The following is a 16,340-nucleotide window of genomic DNA, read 5'->3' as shown; positions in this document are numbered from 1 at the left end:
AGCCGGGGGTTCGTCAGTCCCGCGGCTCGTCGTCGGGCCCGCTCCGCCGCTCCCGCCTCCGCAGCTCCTCCTCGCGGCGCTGCAGGTCGGCCTCCCAGTCCTTCAGGAGTGCCTCGTCACGGTCCGGCCGCTCGGCCTTCCCGGTCCTGAGCGATTCGAGGAACTCCGGGTTGTCGTCGGGGGCGACGTACGGCGTGCCCTGCTCGCGGCGCCACCCGGCGGCGCCCGCCTGGCCCCCGCGCCGCGTGCGGCCGGCGACGAGCCAGGCGACCGGTCCGACCAGCACCTCGCCGAAGAGCAGGATGATGATCACCCACACCACCTTCGGCAGCCCGCGGACCTCTTCCTCGGGGGTGTTCAGACAGTCGATGAAGGCGTAGATCCACAGCGCCAGGACCAGCAGGAAGGGCAGATACCTGAGCATGGCCGAACGGTCCCCCAGTGAGCGGTGGCGGGGCGGCACACGGCCCCGGTGACGCGGCCAGGGTAGCGGTTGGCGCCGCCGGGCGGCCCCCGCCCGCCCGGCGACGGTGGGGCGCACGCAGTCGCCGTCAGGGCCTCGGCGATACTGGAACGCATGGCTTACGACGATCTTCGCTCCCTGCTGCGGGCACTGGAGCGCGAGGGCGACCTCAAGCGCATCAAGGCCGAGGTGGACCCCTACCTGGAGGTGGGGGAGATCGTCGACCGTGTGCAGAAGGCGGGTGGCCCCGCGCTGCTCTTCGAGAACGTGCGCGGCTCCGCCATGCCGCTCGCCATGAACGTCTTCGGGACCGACCGGCGCCTGCTGAAGGCCCTCGGACTGAAGTCGTACGGCGAGATCTCCGACAAGATCGGCGGACTGCTCCGGCCCGAACTGCCGCACGGCTTCGTGGGAGTGCGCGAGGCCTTCGGGAAACTCGGCGCGATGGCCCACGTACCGCCGAAGAAGGTCAAGGAGGCACCGGTGCAGGAGGTCGTCCTGCGCGGCGACGACGTCGACCTCGACGCGCTGCCCGCCCTCTTCACCTGGCCCCAGGACGGCGGCTCCTTCTTCAACCTCGGGCTGACCCACACCAAGGACCCCGAGAGCGGCACCCGCAACCTCGGGCTCTACCGCCTGCAGCGCCACGACAAGCGGACCATCGGCATGCACTGGCAGATCCACAAGGACAGCCGCAACCACTACCAGGTTGCCGCGCGCAGGGGGGAGCGGCTGCCCGTCGCGATCGCCTTCGGCTGTCCCCCCGCCGTGACGTACGCCTCCACCGCTCCGCTGCCCGGTGACATCGACGAGTACCTCTTCGCCGGGTTCATCCAGGGCAAGCGGATCGAGATGGTGGACTGCAAGACCGTTCCGCTCCAGGTGCCCGCGCAGGCCGAGGTGGTCCTGGAGGGGTGGCTGGAACCGGGCGAGACGCTGCCCGAGGGCCCGTTCGGCGACCACACCGGTTTCTACACCCCGCAGGAGCCCTTCCCGGCGCTGACCATCGACTGCGTCACCATGCGGAAGCGGCCGCTGCTCCAGTCCATCGTCGTGGGACGCCCCCCGACCGAGGACGGCCCGCTGGGCCGGGCCACCGAGCGCTTCTTCCTCCCCCTGCTGAAGATCATCGTGCCGGACATCGTGGACTACCACCTGCCCGAGGCGGGCGGCTTCCACAACTGCGCGATCGTCGCGATCGACAAGAAGTACCCGAAGCACGCCCAGAAGGTGATGCACGCCGTCTGGGGCGCCCACATGATGTCCCTCACGAAACTCATCGTGGTCGTCGACTCGGACTGCGACGTCCACGATCTGCACGAGGTCGCGTGGCGGGCCCTGGGCAACACCGACTACTCCCGTGACCTCACGGTCGTGGAGGGTCCCGTCGATCACCTCGACCACGCCTCCTACCAGCAGTTCTGGGGCGGCAAGGCGGGTATCGACGCGACCAGGAAATGGCCCGAGGAGGGCTACACCCGGGACGGCGGCTGGCCCGAGATGGTGCTGTCCGACCCGCAGACGGCAGCGACGGTCGACCGTCGCTGGAAGGAGTACGGGCTGTGAGTTCAGCTTCCGCGGCGCTCCCGCAGCCGGGCCGCACCAAGGCGTTCCTGCGCCTCGTCATGATCGAGCACTCGGTGTTCGCGCTGCCCTTCGCGTACATCGCCGCGCTCACCGCGATGTACGAACTGGACGAGAACATCCACTGGGGCCGGCTGCTCCTGGTGACCGTCGCGATGGTCGGGCTGCGCACCTTCGCGATGGCGGCGAACCGGATCATCGACCGCGAGATCGACGCCCGCAACCCCCGCACCGCCCACCGCGAACTGGTCACCGGCGCGATGAGCGTGAAGCACGCCTGGACCGGCGCGCTGGTCGCCCTGGTCTTCTTCCTGGGCGCGGCGGCCCTGCTCAACCCGCTCTGTCTGGCGCTGGCGCCCGTCGCCGTGATCCCGATGGTGGTCTACCCCTACGGCAAGCGGTTCACGAACTTCCCGCAGGCCATCCTCGGACTCGCGCAGGCGATGGGCCCGGTCGGCGGCTGGCTCGCCATCAGCGGCGAATGGTCCTGGAACGCGGTGATCCTGGGACTCGCGGTCGGCGTCTGGATCGGCGGCTTCGACCTGATCTACGCCTGCCAGGACGTCGAGACGGACCGCGAGGTCGGTGTCATGTCCGTCCCCGCGCGCTTCGGCATCCCCGCCGCCGTCCGCGGGGCGCGGGTCTGCCACGCCGTCACCACGGCGCTCTTCGTCTGGTACGCGCTCGCCACCGGCGCCGGTGCCTTCTTCTGGTTCGGCCTGGTGATCGTCGCCGGAGCGTTCCTCTACGAACACAGCATCGTCAAGCCCCACGACCTGTCCCGGCTGAACCGCGCGTTCTTCAGCGTCAACGGATTCATCGGCATCGCGCTGTTCGTCTGCGCCCTGCTCGATCTGCTGGTCCGCGGCCTCACGGTCTGAATCCCGACAGCCGCCGGATACCCTCGACACCATGAAGCCAGGACAGACGCAGCGCCGGCCTTGGATCGTGGGGGTGTCCGGCGCGTCGGGTACGCCGTACGCCGCGGCCGTGCTGCGTGCGCTGCTGGCGGCGGGCGAGAGCGTCGACCTGGTCGTCAGCCGGGCCTCGCGGCTCACCCTCCTCGACGAGACCGGACTCCCCTTCCGTGACGCGCACTGGCGGGACGACCTGCGGGAATGGCTCGCGCGGGGCGCCGACGGCAAGCCGGGCACCTTCGACTCCTCCGAGGAACACCTCGACGCCGTGCGGCACTGGAGCGCGGGCGACCTGGCGGCGGGACCTTCCTCGGGGTCGTACCCCGCCAAGGGCATGCTCATCGTGCCCGCCTCCACGGCCTGTGTGGCGGGGGTCGCCCTCGGCCTGTCGAAGGACCTGCTCCAGCGCGCCGCGAGCGTGACCCTGAAGGAGGGGCGCCGGCTGGTCGTCTCGGTGCGCGAGACCCCGCTGAGCGGGCAGACGCTGCGTCACCTGGTGGCGCTGGACGACGCGGGCGCGACCGTACTGCCCGCCTCGCCCGCCTTCTACGCGGGCGCCACGCACATCCAGGACCTCGTCGACTTCGTCGCCGGGCGGGTGCTGGACGCGGCGGGCGTCGAACACCGGCTGTACCGCCGGTGGGAGGGCGAACTCGGCGGTGGCTCCCGCGCGACCTGAGCCCCGGCGCCCGCTCCCCCTTCGGCACCGGGCCGGCACCACCTCGCAGGACCGCACGACCTCGCACGACCCAGCGGACTTCACACACTTCAGGACCCACACACCTCAGCGGAAGGCTAGCGATCGCATGGACGCGGTGGACAGGCAGCTCATCCAGGCACTGAGAGAGAACGGCAGAGCCTCCTACGCCGAGCTGGGCCGTCTCGTCGGTCTGTCGGGGCCCAGCGTCACCGACCGCATCAACCGGCTGGAGGCGGCCGGCGTCATCACCGGCTACCGCGCCACCGTCGACTCCGCCTCGCTCGGTCTCGGCGTCACCGCCCTGATCGGCATCTCGCTCTCCGACGCGGCCGACCACGAGGACGTGGCCCACCGCATGCGGGACCTCGGCGAGATCGAGGACTGCTGGTTCATCGCGGGCGACGACTCGTTCATGCTCAAGGTGCGGGCGAGCGACGTGGACGGCCTGGAGAAGACCATCCGGCGGCTGTCGGGCACGAAGGGCGTCTCCAGGACCCGTACGACGATCGTGCTCTCCACGAAGTGGGAGAACCGGGTGGGGGAGCTGCCCGAGGAGGAGTAGGGCCGCGGCGGGCACGGCCTGCCACGCCGCCAGGACCCGTTCCCCGCGCCCGCCGGCGCCCCCGGCGGGGCCGTGAACCGGCGGTGACCTGGCGGGGCGTACGGTTGGGGGGTCTGTCGGAGAAAGGTGTGAGCATGGATGTCGGGCTCAAGCGCGAGCTGGAGGACAAGGTCCGGGCCGGTGAGCGGCTGACCCGCGAGGACGGCATCGCGCTCTACGAGTCGGACGACCTGGCCTGGCTGGGCGGACTCGCCCACGAGGTGCGCACGCGGAAGAACGGCGACGTCGTCCACTTCAACGTCAACCGCCACCTCAACATGACGAACGTGTGCACCGCGTCGTGCGCCTACTGCTCCTTCCAGCGCAAGCCGGGCGAGAAGGACGCGTACACCATGCGCATCGAGGAGGCCGTCCGCCTCGCCAAGGCGATGGAGAACGAGAACCTCACCGAGCTGCACATCGTCAACGGCCTGCACCCGAACCTCCCCTGGCGCTACTACCCGCGCTCCCTCAGCGAGCTGAAGAGGGCGCTGCCGAACGTCTCGCTCAAGGCGTTCACGGCGACGGAGATCCACCACTTCGAGACCATCTCCGGCCTGTCGGCGTCCGACATCCTGGACGAGCTGATCGACGCCGGTCTGGAGTCGCTGACGGGTGGCGGCGCGGAGATCTTCGACTGGGAGGTGCGTCAGCACATCGTCGACCACCGCACCCACTGGGAGGACTGGTCGCGCATCCACCGGCTGGCGCACTCCAAGGGCCTCAAGACCCCCGCGACGATGCTGTACGGGCACATCGAGGAGCCCCGCCACCGGGTCGACCACGTCCTCAGGCTGCGTGAGCTGCAGGACGAGACCGGCGGTTTCCAGGTCTTCATCCCGCTGCGCTACCAGCACGACTTCGTGGACATGAAGGACGGCAAGGTCCGCAACAAGCTGCAGGCGCGCACCCAGATGGCGACCGGCGCCGAGGCGCTGAAGACCTTCGCCGTCTCCCGGCTGCTGTTCGACAACGTCCCGCACGTCAAGGTCTTCTGGGTCATGCACGGCGTGCAGACGGCCCAGCTCGCCCTGCAGCACGGCGCGGACGACATGGACGGCTCGGTCGTCGAGTACAAGATCACGCACGACGCGGACAACTACGGCACCCCGAACAAGCTGACCCGCGAGGACCTGCTCGACCTGATCCGCGACGCCGGCTTCCGTCCCGTGGAGCGCAACACCCGCTACGAGATCATCCGCGAGTACGACGGCCCCGACCCGGCGCGCCGGGAGGCCCCGCAGGCGATGCGCGTCTGACGCACCGGGGCGCCTGCCACTGTTCGACGGAGCGACCTCCGCGGTTGAGGGAGGCGCGCGGTCCGTGTTCTAGCCTGGGTGACCGTGCCACTCACGTTCACCCTCTTCACCGAGGACACGAAGCCGCCCCGGACCCTGCCCGACCAGCTGCTCACGCTCTGGACGGACGTCACCAACGCGGGCGGCTCGGTCGGTTTCGTGCCGCCCGTGACCCCCGCCGACATACGCCCCCGCGCCGAGGCCCACCTCGGCGCCGTGGCCGAGGGCCGCACCCGGCTGCTCGCGGCCTTCGGTGCCGACGGCAGGCTCGCCGCCACCGCCTTCCTCTCCTTCAACGAACACCCCCTGATGCGCCACTGGGCCTGGCTCTACACCGTCATGGTCGACCCGGCGCTCCAGGGCCGCGGCCACGGTGTCGAACTGCTCCACGAGGCCGAGCGGTACGCCCGCGACCTCGGCCTCGACGCGCTCCGGCTCACCTGCCGGGGCGGGGAGGGACTGGAGCGCTTCTACGCCTCCTGCGGCTACAAGGAGGTCGGCCGGGTGCCCGACGCGATACGGGTCGCGCCGGGCGACGACCGGGACGACATCGTCATGCTGCTGCCTCTGCCGCGCGGGGAGTGAGGACCCCCTGAGTGATCCGCGCTCCCGGCGTGCTTCACTGGACGGTGCCCTTTGGGAACGTTCGAAACGGATTCGGAACGGAAGAGTGGATTGACATGGGCCGCTACACACTGATGCGCCTCGGTATCTTCGCAGGCTGCCTCGTGGTCGTCTGGGGCCTCGTCTACTCGGGCATCGCTCCGCGCGGTCTGGGCGACTCCAACTACATGTGGGTGGTCCTGCTCGCGCTGGTGATCTCCGCGCCGATCAGCTTCGTCGTGCTGCGCAAGGAGCGGGACCGGGCCTCCGCCCAGGTCGTCGCCCGCGTGGACCGGGCGAGGGCCAACCTGGAGGAGAACCGCCGCCAGGAGGACCACGCCGACGACGCCGCCCGCGGCGCGCAGGGCCGGCCCTCCTGACACCTCCGCGCCACCGGCCGTACGGCCCCGGCCCCGCGTTTTCCCGGTGCGGGTGCGGCGGCGGCCGATCGTACGCTTGCCCGTATGGGTGCTGTGAAGAACAAGCGGATGCCGCGTGCGGTGCGTGAGCAGCAGATGCTCGACGCCGCGGTGCGGACCTTCGGCCGGCGGGGCTACCGGTCCGCGTCGATGGACGAGATCGCCGAACTGGCGGGCGTGTCCAAGCCGTTGGTCTACCTGTACCTGAACTCCAAGGAAGACCTGTTCACCGCCTGCATCCGGCGTGAGGCCGTGGCTCTGACCGCCGCGGTGCGCGCGGGTGTCGTGCCGGGGCTGCCCGCCGACCGCCAACTCTGGGAAGGCCTGCGGGCGTTCTTCACCCATACGGCGCGCAACCCCGACGGCTGGTCGGTGCTGCACCGTCAGGCGCGCACGCACGGAGAGCCGTTCACCTCCGAGGTCGCCGCGATGCGCGAGGAACTCGTCGCGTTCGTCACCCGGCTGATCGTCGTCGCCGCGCGCGAGGCGCACCGCGACCCGTCCCTTCCCGAGCACGAGGTCGCCGGGCTCGCCGAGGCCCTCGTCGGCGCCGCCGAGTCCCTGGCGGCCTGGGCCAACGCCACGCCGGGCGTCTCCGCGCGGCAGGCCGCGGCGACCCTGATGAACTTCGCCTGGGCGGGCCTCGGCGGCCTCATGGAGAACCGCCCCTGGTCGCCCCCGCCGCCGCTCCCGGCCGACGCCCAGGCAGGCCCCGGCCCCCGGCCGGAGCCGGCCTAGACCGGACCCGCCCCCGTTCCCGGCCGGCGGCGCACCTCCCCGGTGAGATGCGGACGGCCCGTCTCCCCGGCGTCCGCCGGGGCGCGGAGCGCGAACGCCGGGCCGTCGGCGGCGTAGACGACGGTGCCCGGCAGGGGGACGGGGGCCTTGAAGTCCGCGCGCACCTGGACCGGTCCCAGCGGCCCCTGTTGCGCGAGGCAGCGGGCGACGGACCACATGCCGTGCGCGACCGCCCGGGGGAAGCCGAAGAGGCGGGCGGTGAGCGGGTGCAGGTGGATGGGGTTGCGGTCCCCCGACACGGCACCGTAGCGACGCCCCACGTCGGCGCCGAGACGCCACTCGGCACGGGCGGTCAGCGGAGGTGCCGCCGCGTCCGCGCTCCCGGGCGGCGCCGGCTCCGGGGATGCCGGAAGGGTGCCCGCGTCCGTCCGGTGCCGTGCCAGATAGGTGCTGCGCGACGCCCACACGAGTTCACCGGCGTCCCGCATCTCGGTCACGATCCGCGCCTCGGTCCCACGGCGGTGCGGGGCCAGTCCCTCGACGTACACGGAGAGTCCGTACGTTCCGGTGGCGGCCGGCGCGCGCCACTGCCTGATTTCGAGGGAGGTGTGCACCAGCCCGAGCAGCGGCAGCGGGAACGGGCGGCTCGCCATGACCCGCATGGCGAGCGGGAAGCCGAGCACGTGCGGGTAGGTGACCGGCACCGCGTCCGATCCGGTGGCGAAGCCGCAGACGCGTTCGTAGGCGGCCAGGCGGGCGAGGTCGACGCGGAGATCCCGGACGACGAGCCGCCCCGGCGGAACCGAGGCGTCCGGACGGGGCCGCTTGAAGGGCGAGCGGAGCGCACCGCGCAGCAGGTGAGGGGTGAGCGCCGGGGGAGCGGCGAGCGTGAGGGTCCCCGTATCGGGGAACGGACGGTCGGTCACGAAGAGCTCATGGCGGTCGGCCACGGTCCAACTCCCAGCGGGGCTCGAATTTACCTCAGAGTAAGTTACCTGCGGTAAGCCGAGGACGCGAGAGGACGGACATGTACCCCCGGCCACCATTCAGCCCGCCCGGCGCTTGCATGCAGCCCGTCCGGTGTTCGGGGGCGGGCTTCTGGAGTGGTGAAGCGCAGGCACGCATCTTCAGCCCGTCCGGCGTTTGAGGACGAGCCCTTCGGGTGATGCGGGGGTCCAGGGGGCGGCAGCCCCTTGGCGGGGCGCGGGGGCGGAGCCCCGCAGGGGGTCCGGGGGCGCGGCCCCCGGGCGGGCTCCGGGGCGCGGCTCCGGGGACGGGACGGGTAGGGGCGGCGGGGGCGAAGAAAAGGGCTACCTCGGGTAACTCGCACCGCGCCCGCCCCAAACACCCACAAACCCCACACCCCGGCCCCGTACGATCCCGCTCACCCGGCCCGTACACCCCCCGGGTTCACCCCCTTGTGAACCCCCCGCCCCCCAGGCCCGTATGAGGCATCGACACCCTCACACCGCCCCGGCCCCAGCGGAACGGCCCGGCCGAACGGCCCCGGCAGAACAGTCCCGGCAGACGAAGGAGTCGCCCCGTGCCCAGCCCGTCGTACCACTCCCCGCCCTCCCTCGTGGAGCCCGAGATCAGGCGGTTGGACGGCGTCGTGCGCGAGGTGTCCGTGCCGTCCCTGGTCGCCCCGGTGACCCACGGCTCCCTCGCCGACATCCCGTTCGACAACGCCGCCGAGGCACCCGGGGCCCCGGTCCTCAGCCGCAAGGACCCCGACGGCGGCTGGCAGGACGTCACGGCGGCCGAGTTCGCCGCCCAGGTCCTCGCGGTCGCGAAGGGGCTGATAGCCGAGGGTCTGGCCCCGGGCGACCGCATCGCGATCATGGCCCGCACGACGTACGAGTGGACGCTGCTCGACTTCGCCGCCTGGGCCGCCGGGCTCGTCACCGTGCCCGTCTACCCGACCTCCTCCGTGTTCCAGGTCCGCTGGATCCTCCAGGACTCGGGAGCCGTCGCCCTCGCCACCGAGACCATGGCCCAGGCGTCCGCGCTCGGCCCGGAGCGCGACCGGATCCCCGACCTGCGGCACATGTGGGTCTTCGACAAGGGGCACCTGGAACGGCTGGCCGAGCGGGGCCGGGACGTGCCGGACCAGGAGGTCGCCGTACGCCGTGGCGTGCTGGGCCCCGACACGCTCGCCACGCTCATCTACACCTCGGGCACGACCGGCCGCCCCAAGGGCTGCGCGCTCACCCACGGCAATTTCTTCGCCGAGATCGACAACGCGGTCGAGCTGCTCTACCCGATCTTCCGGAGCAAGACCTCGGACGCCGCGTCCATGCTCCTGTTCCTTCCGCTCTCGCACGTCTTCGGACGGATGGTCGCGGTGGCCTGTCTGCGCGCCCGGGTACGGCTCGGGCACGCGCCGAGCCTGAGCACCGAGGACCTGCTCGCCGACCTCGCGAGCTTCCGGCCCACGTTCCTGCTGGCCATCCCGTACGTCCTGGAGAAGGTGTTCAACACCGGCCGGGCGACGGCCGAGAAGATGGGCCGCGGCGCGTCCTTCGACCGGGCGGCGCGCATCGCGTGCGGCTACGGCGAGGCGGTCGAGGCCCGGCAGCACGGCACCGGCCCGGGCCCGTCCCGCTCCCTGCGGGCGGCCCGTGCCCTCTACGATCCGCTGGTCTACCGGCGCATCCGCAACGCGCTCGGCGGCCGGGTCCGCTACGCGATCTGCGGCGGCTCCCCGCTGGGCCGGCGCCTCGCCGCGTTCTACGCGGGCGCCGGCATCGAGATCTACGAGGGGTACGGACTGACGGAGGCCACCGCGGCCGCCACGGTCACGCCCCCGCTCAAGCCCCGGCTGGGGACGGTGGGCTGGCCGCTGCCGGGCACCCGGGTGCGGATCGCGGGGGACGGTGAGGTCCTGCTGAGCGGCGGACAGATCTTCCGGGGTTACTGGGACCCGCACGCGGGCGGAGTGGTCGACGCGGCTCCCGACGGCTGGTTCGCCACCGGCGACATCGGTGAGCTGGACGACGGCGGCTATCTCTCCATCACCGGCCGCAAGAAGGAGATCCTGATCACCGCGGGCGGCAAGAGCGTGGCCCCCGCGCCCCTGGAGAACTGGCTCCGCTCACACCCGCTGATCTCCCAGTGCATCGTCCTCGGCGACCGCCGGCCGTACGTCACCGCGCTCGTCACCCTCGACCTCGACGGCATCACCCACTGGCGTCAGATGATCGGCAAGCATCCCGTGCCGCCGGAGCTCCTCGTCGACGACCCCGAGTTGAACGTCATCGTCCAGCGCGCGATCGACGAGGCCAACAAGCTCGTCTCGCGCCCCGAGTCGATCCGCCGCTTCGCCGTCCTTCCGGTGGACTTCACGGAGGAGGCCGGCCATGTGACGCCCACCCTGAAGCTCAAGAGGTCGGCGATCGAACGTGACTTCGGCAAGGAGATCGAGAGCCTGTACCTGAATCCCTGAGCCGGGAAAGGCAGGAGCCCCGCGACCGGCTGGCGCGGGGCTCCTTGGGTACTGCTATCCGTTCCGGATCAAAGCATTGGGCTCATGGAGCCGAAGGCTTAGAGCGGGGTGACGTTCTCCGCCTGCGGGCCCTTCGGACCCTGCGTGACGTCGAAGGAAACCGCCTGGTTCTCTTCGAGAGAGCGGAAACCGCTCGCGTTGATCGCGGAGTAGTGGACGAAGACGTCCGGGCCGCCGCCTTCCTGGGCGATGAAACCAAAGCCCTTTTCGGCGTTGAACCACTTCACGGTTCCGGTAGCCATAAGCCCTCCTTGGGCCCAAAGGGTTGCCCTGCTCCAGAACCTGCGATTGTGTAAACAACTGCATACGTCTGAAAACGACGAGAGCCCGCGGTCACATGCTCCGCAGGCTCTGTACTGCAAGGGAAACCAAACTGCAACTTGCGGCGAGCCTAGCACGCGGGCAGCCGAAAGCAATAGGGGGAAAGATCACGTCACCCGGACGTCTGACCGGTCCGGCGTTTACGTTGACATCGTGATGTCGGCCCACCGAAGGAAGGGTGGCCGCAGAGGGTCCGGAAGCCCGCTCGGGCTTCCCGGGGACCCTGAGGACTGCACCGTACCGCATGGGGTCTAGCCTCGCGATGTGGACAATTCTCGCACCCGGCCGCGCGTCGGCCACATCCAGTTCCTCAACTGCCTGCCCCTCTACTGGGGGCTCGCGAGAACGGGAACGCTCCTCGACTTCGAGCTCACCAAGGACACCCCCGAGAAGCTCAGCGAGAAACTGGTGCAGGGCGATCTCGACATCGGGCCCATCACGCTCGTCGAGTTCCTCAAGCACGCCGACGAGCTGGTGGCCTTCCCCGACATCGCGGTCGGCTGCGACGGCCCGGTGATGTCCTGCGTGATCGTCTCGCAGGTCCCGCTGGACCGGCTGGACGGCGCCAGGGTCGCCCTCGGCTCGACCTCCCGCACGTCGGTACGCCTGGCGCAGCTGCTGCTGGCCGAGAGCGTGGGGGTCCGGCCGTCCTACTACACGTGCCCGCCCGACCTGAGCCTGATGATGCAGGAGGCCGACGCCGCCGTGCTCATCGGGGACGCGGCGCTGCGGGCCAACCTGCTCGACGGGCCGAAGTTCGGCCTGCAGGTGCACGACCTCGGCACCCTGTGGAAGGAATGGACGGGGCTCCCGTTCGTCTTCGCCGTCTGGGCCGCGCGACGCGACTACCTGGAGCGCGAGCCGCTCGTCACCCGCAAGGTGCACGAGGCGTTCCTCTCCTCCCGGGACCTCTCCCTCGACGAGGTCTCCAAGGTCGCCGAACAGGCGGCCCGCTGGGAGGCCTTCGACGAGCGGGTGCTGGAGCAGTACTTCACCACGCTCGACTTCCGCTTCGGGGCCCCGCAGCTGGAGGCCGTGCGGGAGTTCGCGCGGCGGGTCGGCTCCACCACCGGGTTCCCGGCGGACGTACGGGTGGAACTGCTGAAGCCCTGAAGCACCGGGTCCTCGTTCCCTGGTTCCCAGGTTCCCTGGTCTCCCGGGGAGCGGGGACCCGAAGCCCTGGGGCCCGGGGCGCTCGGAGGCGTACGGAACTACCCTGCTGGGCAGTGCGTCCAGTGCGTACGGGGGAGGGATGAGCTGTGAGTGTCATGCAGCCGCTCGGAGTCGACGAACCCACGGTCGTGGGGCCCTACCGGCTGCTCGGCCGGCTCGGCTCCGGCGGCATGGGGCGCGTGTACCTGGGCCGCAGCGCGGGCGGGCGTACGGTCGCGGTCAAGATCGTGCACCCGCATTTCGCGCTGGACGAGGAGTTCCGCGCCCGCTTCCGCCGCGAGGTGGAGGCCGCGCGCCGGGTGGGCGGCGCGTGGACGGCCCCCGTCCTGGACGCGGACCCGGAGGCGCCGGTGCCCTGGGTGGCGACCGGGTACGCGGCCGGTCCCTCCGTCGCGGCCGCCGTCGCGGACACCGGCCCGCTGCCGGTCCCGTCCGTACGGGTCCTGGGCGCGGGCCTCGCCGAGGCGCTCGGCGCGGTCCACGTGCTCGGTCTCGTCCACCGCGACGTCAAGCCGTCCAACGTCCTGCTGACCCTCGACGGCCCCCTCCTCATCGACTTCGGCATCGCCCGCGCGACCGACGGCACGGCCTCGCTGACCTCGACGGGCGTCTCCGTCGGCTCCCCCGGCTACATGTCGCCGGAACAGATCCTCGGCAAGGCGGTCACGGGGGCGGCCGACGTCTTCTCGCTCGGCGCGGTCCTGGTGTACGCGGCGACGGGCGAGTCCCCCTTTCCCGGCGACTCCTCCGCCGCCCTCCTCTACAAGGTGGTGCACGAGGAACCCCGGCTCGGCTCCCTGGAGGGCGACCTGCGGGAACTGGCGGCGGCCTGTCTGGCGAAGAACCCGGACGGGCGGCCGGCCCCCGCCGAGGTGGCGGCCCGGCTGGCCCCCGACGGAGCGGCCCGTTCGGTGGCGGCCGGATGGCTGCCGGGCCGGCTGGTCGAACAGGTCAGCCGCGGCGCGGTCCAGCTGCTGAACCTGGAGGCGGCCCAGACCGCGCCGCCGGGGTCGGGTCCGGTGGGGTTCGACGGGCGGGGCACGGACGCGGGCACCGGCACACCGGAAGCAGGAACCCCCGGCGCCGGGACCCCCGCGGCCGGCGGGGTCTTCGGACCGCCGCCCGCGATGCCGCCGTACCCCGCGCACCCCACGCCCGCGCACCCCACGCACGTGCCGGACCAGCGCCAGCCGCGGGACGCGGCCGAGCTCCGCGACGGCCCTCCCGCCCACCCCGGCCACGGCACCGGCAAGGTCTCCGTGAGCCTGGCCACGACCTCGGTCCCGGGTACGGACGGCCGTGGCCGCAGGGTCAGTTGCACGGTCGCCCTGGCCGTCGCCGGAGCGCTCGCGGCGGTGACGGTGGGCTCCGCCTTCCTCTTCGACCTGCTGCCGGGCGGCGCTCACTCGTCGGACTCCAGCGGCTCGGACTCGGCGGCGAGCCGTCCCGCGGCGTCCCCGCCCCCGTCCGGTACGGCGGACACCGGGCTCGGCGCGGTGCCCGCGAAGTACCTCGGCACCTGGGAGGGCGACGCCTACGCGCTGGACGGGAAACTGCCCGCGGGCACCTTCCGCCTCACCCTGCACCGGGCCGCCGTGGGCAAGGATCTGGGCACCTTCCGCTCGACCGACCTGATCGGGGGCGTCTGCGAGGACGACCTCGTCCTGAAGAAGGTCACGGACGGACGGCTCACCGCGACGAGCGTCGCCAGGAAGTCCAACCCCGGCACCTGCACGACGGGCAGTCACGAGGTGCGGCTGACCCCGGCCGGGGGCGAGCTCAAGTACGAGACCGACAACCCCGACGCGGGCGACCCGGTGGCCCGGCTGTCGAAACAGACGCACTGAGCCGGACGCGCACGGCTCAAGAGCGCCGAACGGGACCGGCGGGTCCGGGGCGGCGGGCCCTGCCCGGACGGCTGCCCGCTGCGTAGGGTGTGGGCGTGGACCCCGTTCTCTGGCTGACCGCGGGCGCCGCCGCCTGGGGCGCGGCGGCGGGTGCGCTCGTGCCACGGGCCGCCCACCGCTTCTCGGTCGAGCCGGACGAACCGTGGCGGGACCGGTGTCCCGGCGGGCACGTCCTCACCGGCGCCGCCGGCGGCTGGCTCGGGCTCGCCCGCTGCGCCGAGTGCGCCGGCCGTCCGGTGCCGGCGGTGTCCGGCGCCGCGGGACACCCGGCCCGGCTCGCCGCCAGGACGTCGTACGGACCGCGCACGCCCCTCGTGGCGCTCGCCACCGCCCTCGTCTGCGCCGGTCTCGCCCTAGCCACCGGAACCCGTCCCGAGCTCGCCGCCTGGCTGCTGCTCGCGCCGCTCGGCGTGCTGCTCGCGGTCGTGGACTTCAGGGTGCAGCGGCTGCCGGACGTGCTCACCCTCCCGCTCGCGGGCCTCGCGCTCGCGCTGCTGGGCGCGGCCGGTGTGCTGCCCGAGCACGCCGGGACCTGGTCCACCGCGCTGTTCGGGGCCCTCGCGCTCGGCGGCGCCTACTTCCTCCTCTTCCTCGTCAATCCGAACGGCATGGGGTTCGGGGACGTGAAGCTCGCGCCCGGACTCGGGGCGGTGCTCGGCTGGTACGGCTGGGGGACCGTCGTCCTCGGCACCTTCGCCGGGTTCCTGTTCGGCGGTCTGTTCGGACTGGGGCTGGTGCTCGCGCGCCGGGCCGGGCGCAGGACGTCGATCCCGTTCGGTCCGTTCCTGATCGCCGGGGCGTACGTCGGGCTGCTGATGGGGGCGTACGCGGCCTGACGTCGGGGTCCTGGTGGGGCTGGCGTAGGCTGGCCGGGTCCGTCCACACCCTTATGAAAGGGACGTTCCCGGTGACCGAGAAGGCCGACCTTCAGTCCGTCCTCGACCGTGCCGCCGAGGGCGGGCGCATCACCCCGGAAGAGGCCCTCGACCTCTACCGTGACGCTCCGCTGCACGCGCTGGGCGCCGCCGCCGACGCCGTACGCCGCCGCAGGTACGCCGGTACCGGGCACATCGCGACGTACATCATCGAGCGGAACATCAACTACACCAACGTGTGCGTCACGGCGTGCAAGTTCTGCGCCTTCTACGCCGCGCCGAAGGACACCGCCAAGGGCTGGAGCCGCGACCTCGACGACATCCTGCGCCGCTGCGCGGAGACCGTCGAACTCGGCGGCACCCAGATCATGTTCCAGGGCGGCCACCACCCCGACTACGGCGTCGAGTACTACGAGGAGCACTTCTCCGCGATCAAGGAGAACTTCCCCCAGCTGGTCATCCACTCGCTGGGCGCCTCCGAGGTCGAGCACATGGCCCGGATCTCCAAGGTCGGCGTGGAGGAGGCCATCACCCGCATCCACACCGCGGGCCTGGACTCCTTCGCGGGCGCCGGCGCCGAACTGCTGCCCGCCCGCCCGCGCAAGGCCATCGCCCCGCTCAAGGAGTCCGGCGAACGCTGGCTGGAGATCATGGAGATCGCGCACGGCCTGGGCGTCGAATCCACCTCCACCATGCTCATGGGCACCGGCGAGACCAACGCCGAGCGCATCGAGCACCTGCGGATGATCCGCGACGTGCAGGACCGCACCGGCGGTTTCCGCGCCTTCATCCCGTACACCTACCAGCCCGAGAACAACCACCTCAAGGGCCGCACGCAGGCCACGCTCTTCGAGTACCTGCGCATGATCGCGATCGCCCGGCTCTTCCTCGACAACGTGGCCCACATCCAGGGCTCCTGGCTGACCACCGGCAAGGAGGTCGGCCAGCTCTCGCTGCACTACGGCGCGGACGACCTCGGCTCGATCATGCTGGAGGAGAACGTCGTCTCCTCGGCGGGCGCCAAGCACCGTTCCAACCGTATGGAGATCATCGACCTGATCCGCAAGGCCGGGCGCGTGCCCGCCCAGCGGACCACGACCTACGAGCACATCGTCGTGCACGACGACCCGGCGGACGACCCGGTCGACGAGCGGGTCATGTCGCACATCTCGTCCACCGCGATCGCGGGCGGCACCGCCCACCCCGAGCTGAAGCTTCTGGCCGCCAACTGACCTC

General features: G+C 71.7%; 16 protein-coding genes. 13 read left to right on the top strand and 3 right to left on the bottom strand.

All coding sequences use genetic code 11. From position 1 onward, the window contains the following. Positions 1-13: 13 nt before the first annotated feature. Positions 14-424, bottom strand: a complete 411-nt coding sequence (locus OG776_RS19260; protein ID WP_148009930.1) for a PLD nuclease N-terminal domain-containing protein — start codon at positions 422-424, stop codon at positions 14-16. Between the two features lie 153 nt (positions 425-577). Here OG776_RS19260 and OG776_RS19255 point away from each other — a divergent pair, with 153 nt between their 5' ends. The 8 genes from OG776_RS19255 to OG776_RS19220 all read left to right on the top strand — a co-directional run bounded on the left by OG776_RS19255 (position 578) and on the right by OG776_RS19220 (position 7,323). Beyond that, entirely contained in the window at positions 578-2,029 is a 1,452-nt protein-coding gene (locus OG776_RS19255; protein ID WP_148009931.1) for a menaquinone biosynthesis decarboxylase, read from the top strand. Then, on the top strand, positions 2,026-2,928 hold the full coding sequence (gene mqnP / locus OG776_RS19250; protein WP_148009932.1) for a menaquinone biosynthesis prenyltransferase MqnP: 903 nt from the start codon (positions 2,026-2,028) through the stop codon (positions 2,926-2,928). Before OG776_RS19255 ends, mqnP begins: the two co-directional genes overlap by 4 nt. A 31-nt stretch (positions 2,929-2,959) precedes the next feature. Beyond that, entirely contained in the window at positions 2,960-3,643 is a 684-nt protein-coding gene (locus tag OG776_RS19245) for a UbiX family flavin prenyltransferase (RefSeq protein ID WP_148009933.1), read from the top strand. 127 nt (positions 3,644-3,770) lie between these two features. Further along, positions 3,771-4,226, top strand: coding sequence for an Lrp/AsnC family transcriptional regulator (locus OG776_RS19240; RefSeq protein ID WP_148009934.1), 456 nt, complete (start codon positions 3,771-3,773; stop codon positions 4,224-4,226). Between the two features lie 134 nt (positions 4,227-4,360). Beyond that, positions 4,361-5,524 (top strand): aminofutalosine synthase MqnE, encoded by a 1,164-nt coding sequence (mqnE, locus tag OG776_RS19235; RefSeq protein ID WP_148009935.1) that lies wholly within the window; start codon positions 4,361-4,363, stop codon positions 5,522-5,524. Positions 5,525-5,608: 84 nt separating this feature from the next. Next, complete coding sequence (locus OG776_RS19230; protein WP_148009936.1) at positions 5,609-6,148, top strand: GNAT family N-acetyltransferase; 540 nt, start codon at positions 5,609-5,611, stop codon at positions 6,146-6,148. Between the two features lie 95 nt (positions 6,149-6,243). Continuing rightward, positions 6,244-6,546, top strand: a complete 303-nt coding sequence (locus OG776_RS19225; RefSeq protein ID WP_148009937.1) for a DUF4229 domain-containing protein — start codon at positions 6,244-6,246, stop codon at positions 6,544-6,546. Positions 6,547-6,630: 84 nt separating this feature from the next. After that, positions 6,631-7,323 (top strand): TetR/AcrR family transcriptional regulator, encoded by a 693-nt coding sequence (locus OG776_RS19220; RefSeq protein ID WP_148009938.1) that lies wholly within the window; start codon positions 6,631-6,633, stop codon positions 7,321-7,323. On the opposite strand, the gene OG776_RS19215 is transcribed toward OG776_RS19220, so the two are convergent. Continuing rightward, positions 7,320-8,249: a MaoC family dehydratase gene (locus tag OG776_RS19215; protein WP_410093588.1), complete on the bottom strand. Its 930-nt coding sequence runs from the start codon at positions 8,247-8,249 to the stop codon at positions 7,320-7,322. The genes OG776_RS19220 and OG776_RS19215 overlap by 4 nt on opposite strands. 617 nt (positions 8,250-8,866) lie before the next feature. Here OG776_RS19215 and OG776_RS19210 point away from each other — a divergent pair. Continuing rightward, the gene (locus OG776_RS19210; protein WP_148009944.1) at positions 8,867-10,768 is read left to right on the top strand and encodes an AMP-dependent synthetase/ligase; all 1,902 of its coding nucleotides are present in this window, start codon (positions 8,867-8,869) and stop codon (positions 10,766-10,768) included. Positions 10,769-10,866: 98 nt separating this feature from the next. Here the strand turns inward: OG776_RS19210 and OG776_RS19205 are convergent, their stop codons facing one another. Beyond that, positions 10,867-11,070: a cold-shock protein gene (locus tag OG776_RS19205; protein ID WP_148009945.1), complete on the bottom strand. Its 204-nt coding sequence runs from the start codon at positions 11,068-11,070 to the stop codon at positions 10,867-10,869. Between the two features lie 343 nt (positions 11,071-11,413). Between OG776_RS19205 and OG776_RS19200 the strand changes: the two genes are divergently transcribed. The 4 genes from OG776_RS19200 to mqnC all read left to right on the top strand — a co-directional run bounded on the left by OG776_RS19200 (position 11,414) and on the right by mqnC (position 16,336). Further along, positions 11,414-12,262, top strand: a complete 849-nt coding sequence (locus tag OG776_RS19200) for a menaquinone biosynthetic enzyme MqnA/MqnD family protein (RefSeq protein WP_148009946.1) — start codon at positions 11,414-11,416, stop codon at positions 12,260-12,262. Positions 12,263-12,417: 155 nt separating this feature from the next. Then, positions 12,418-14,169, top strand: coding sequence for a serine/threonine-protein kinase (locus OG776_RS19195; RefSeq protein WP_329323731.1), 1,752 nt, complete (start codon positions 12,418-12,420; stop codon positions 14,167-14,169). Between the two features lie 89 nt (positions 14,170-14,258). Continuing rightward, complete coding sequence (locus OG776_RS19190; RefSeq protein WP_148015070.1) at positions 14,259-15,065, top strand: prepilin peptidase; 807 nt, start codon at positions 14,259-14,261, stop codon at positions 15,063-15,065. Positions 15,066-15,136: 71 nt separating this feature from the next. Next, the gene (mqnC, locus tag OG776_RS19185) at positions 15,137-16,336 is read left to right on the top strand and encodes a cyclic dehypoxanthinyl futalosine synthase (RefSeq protein WP_329321837.1); all 1,200 of its coding nucleotides are present in this window, start codon (positions 15,137-15,139) and stop codon (positions 16,334-16,336) included. The last annotated feature ends 4 nt before the right edge of the window (positions 16,337-16,340 follow it).

It is taken from the genome of Streptomyces sp. NBC_01689, from assembly GCF_036250675.1.
In the GTDB taxonomy this organism is placed as follows: domain Bacteria; phylum Actinomycetota; class Actinomycetes; order Streptomycetales; family Streptomycetaceae; genus Streptomyces.
The sequence above is the reverse complement of the archived record's forward strand: the minus strand, read 5'-3'. Positions and strand labels throughout refer to the sequence as shown.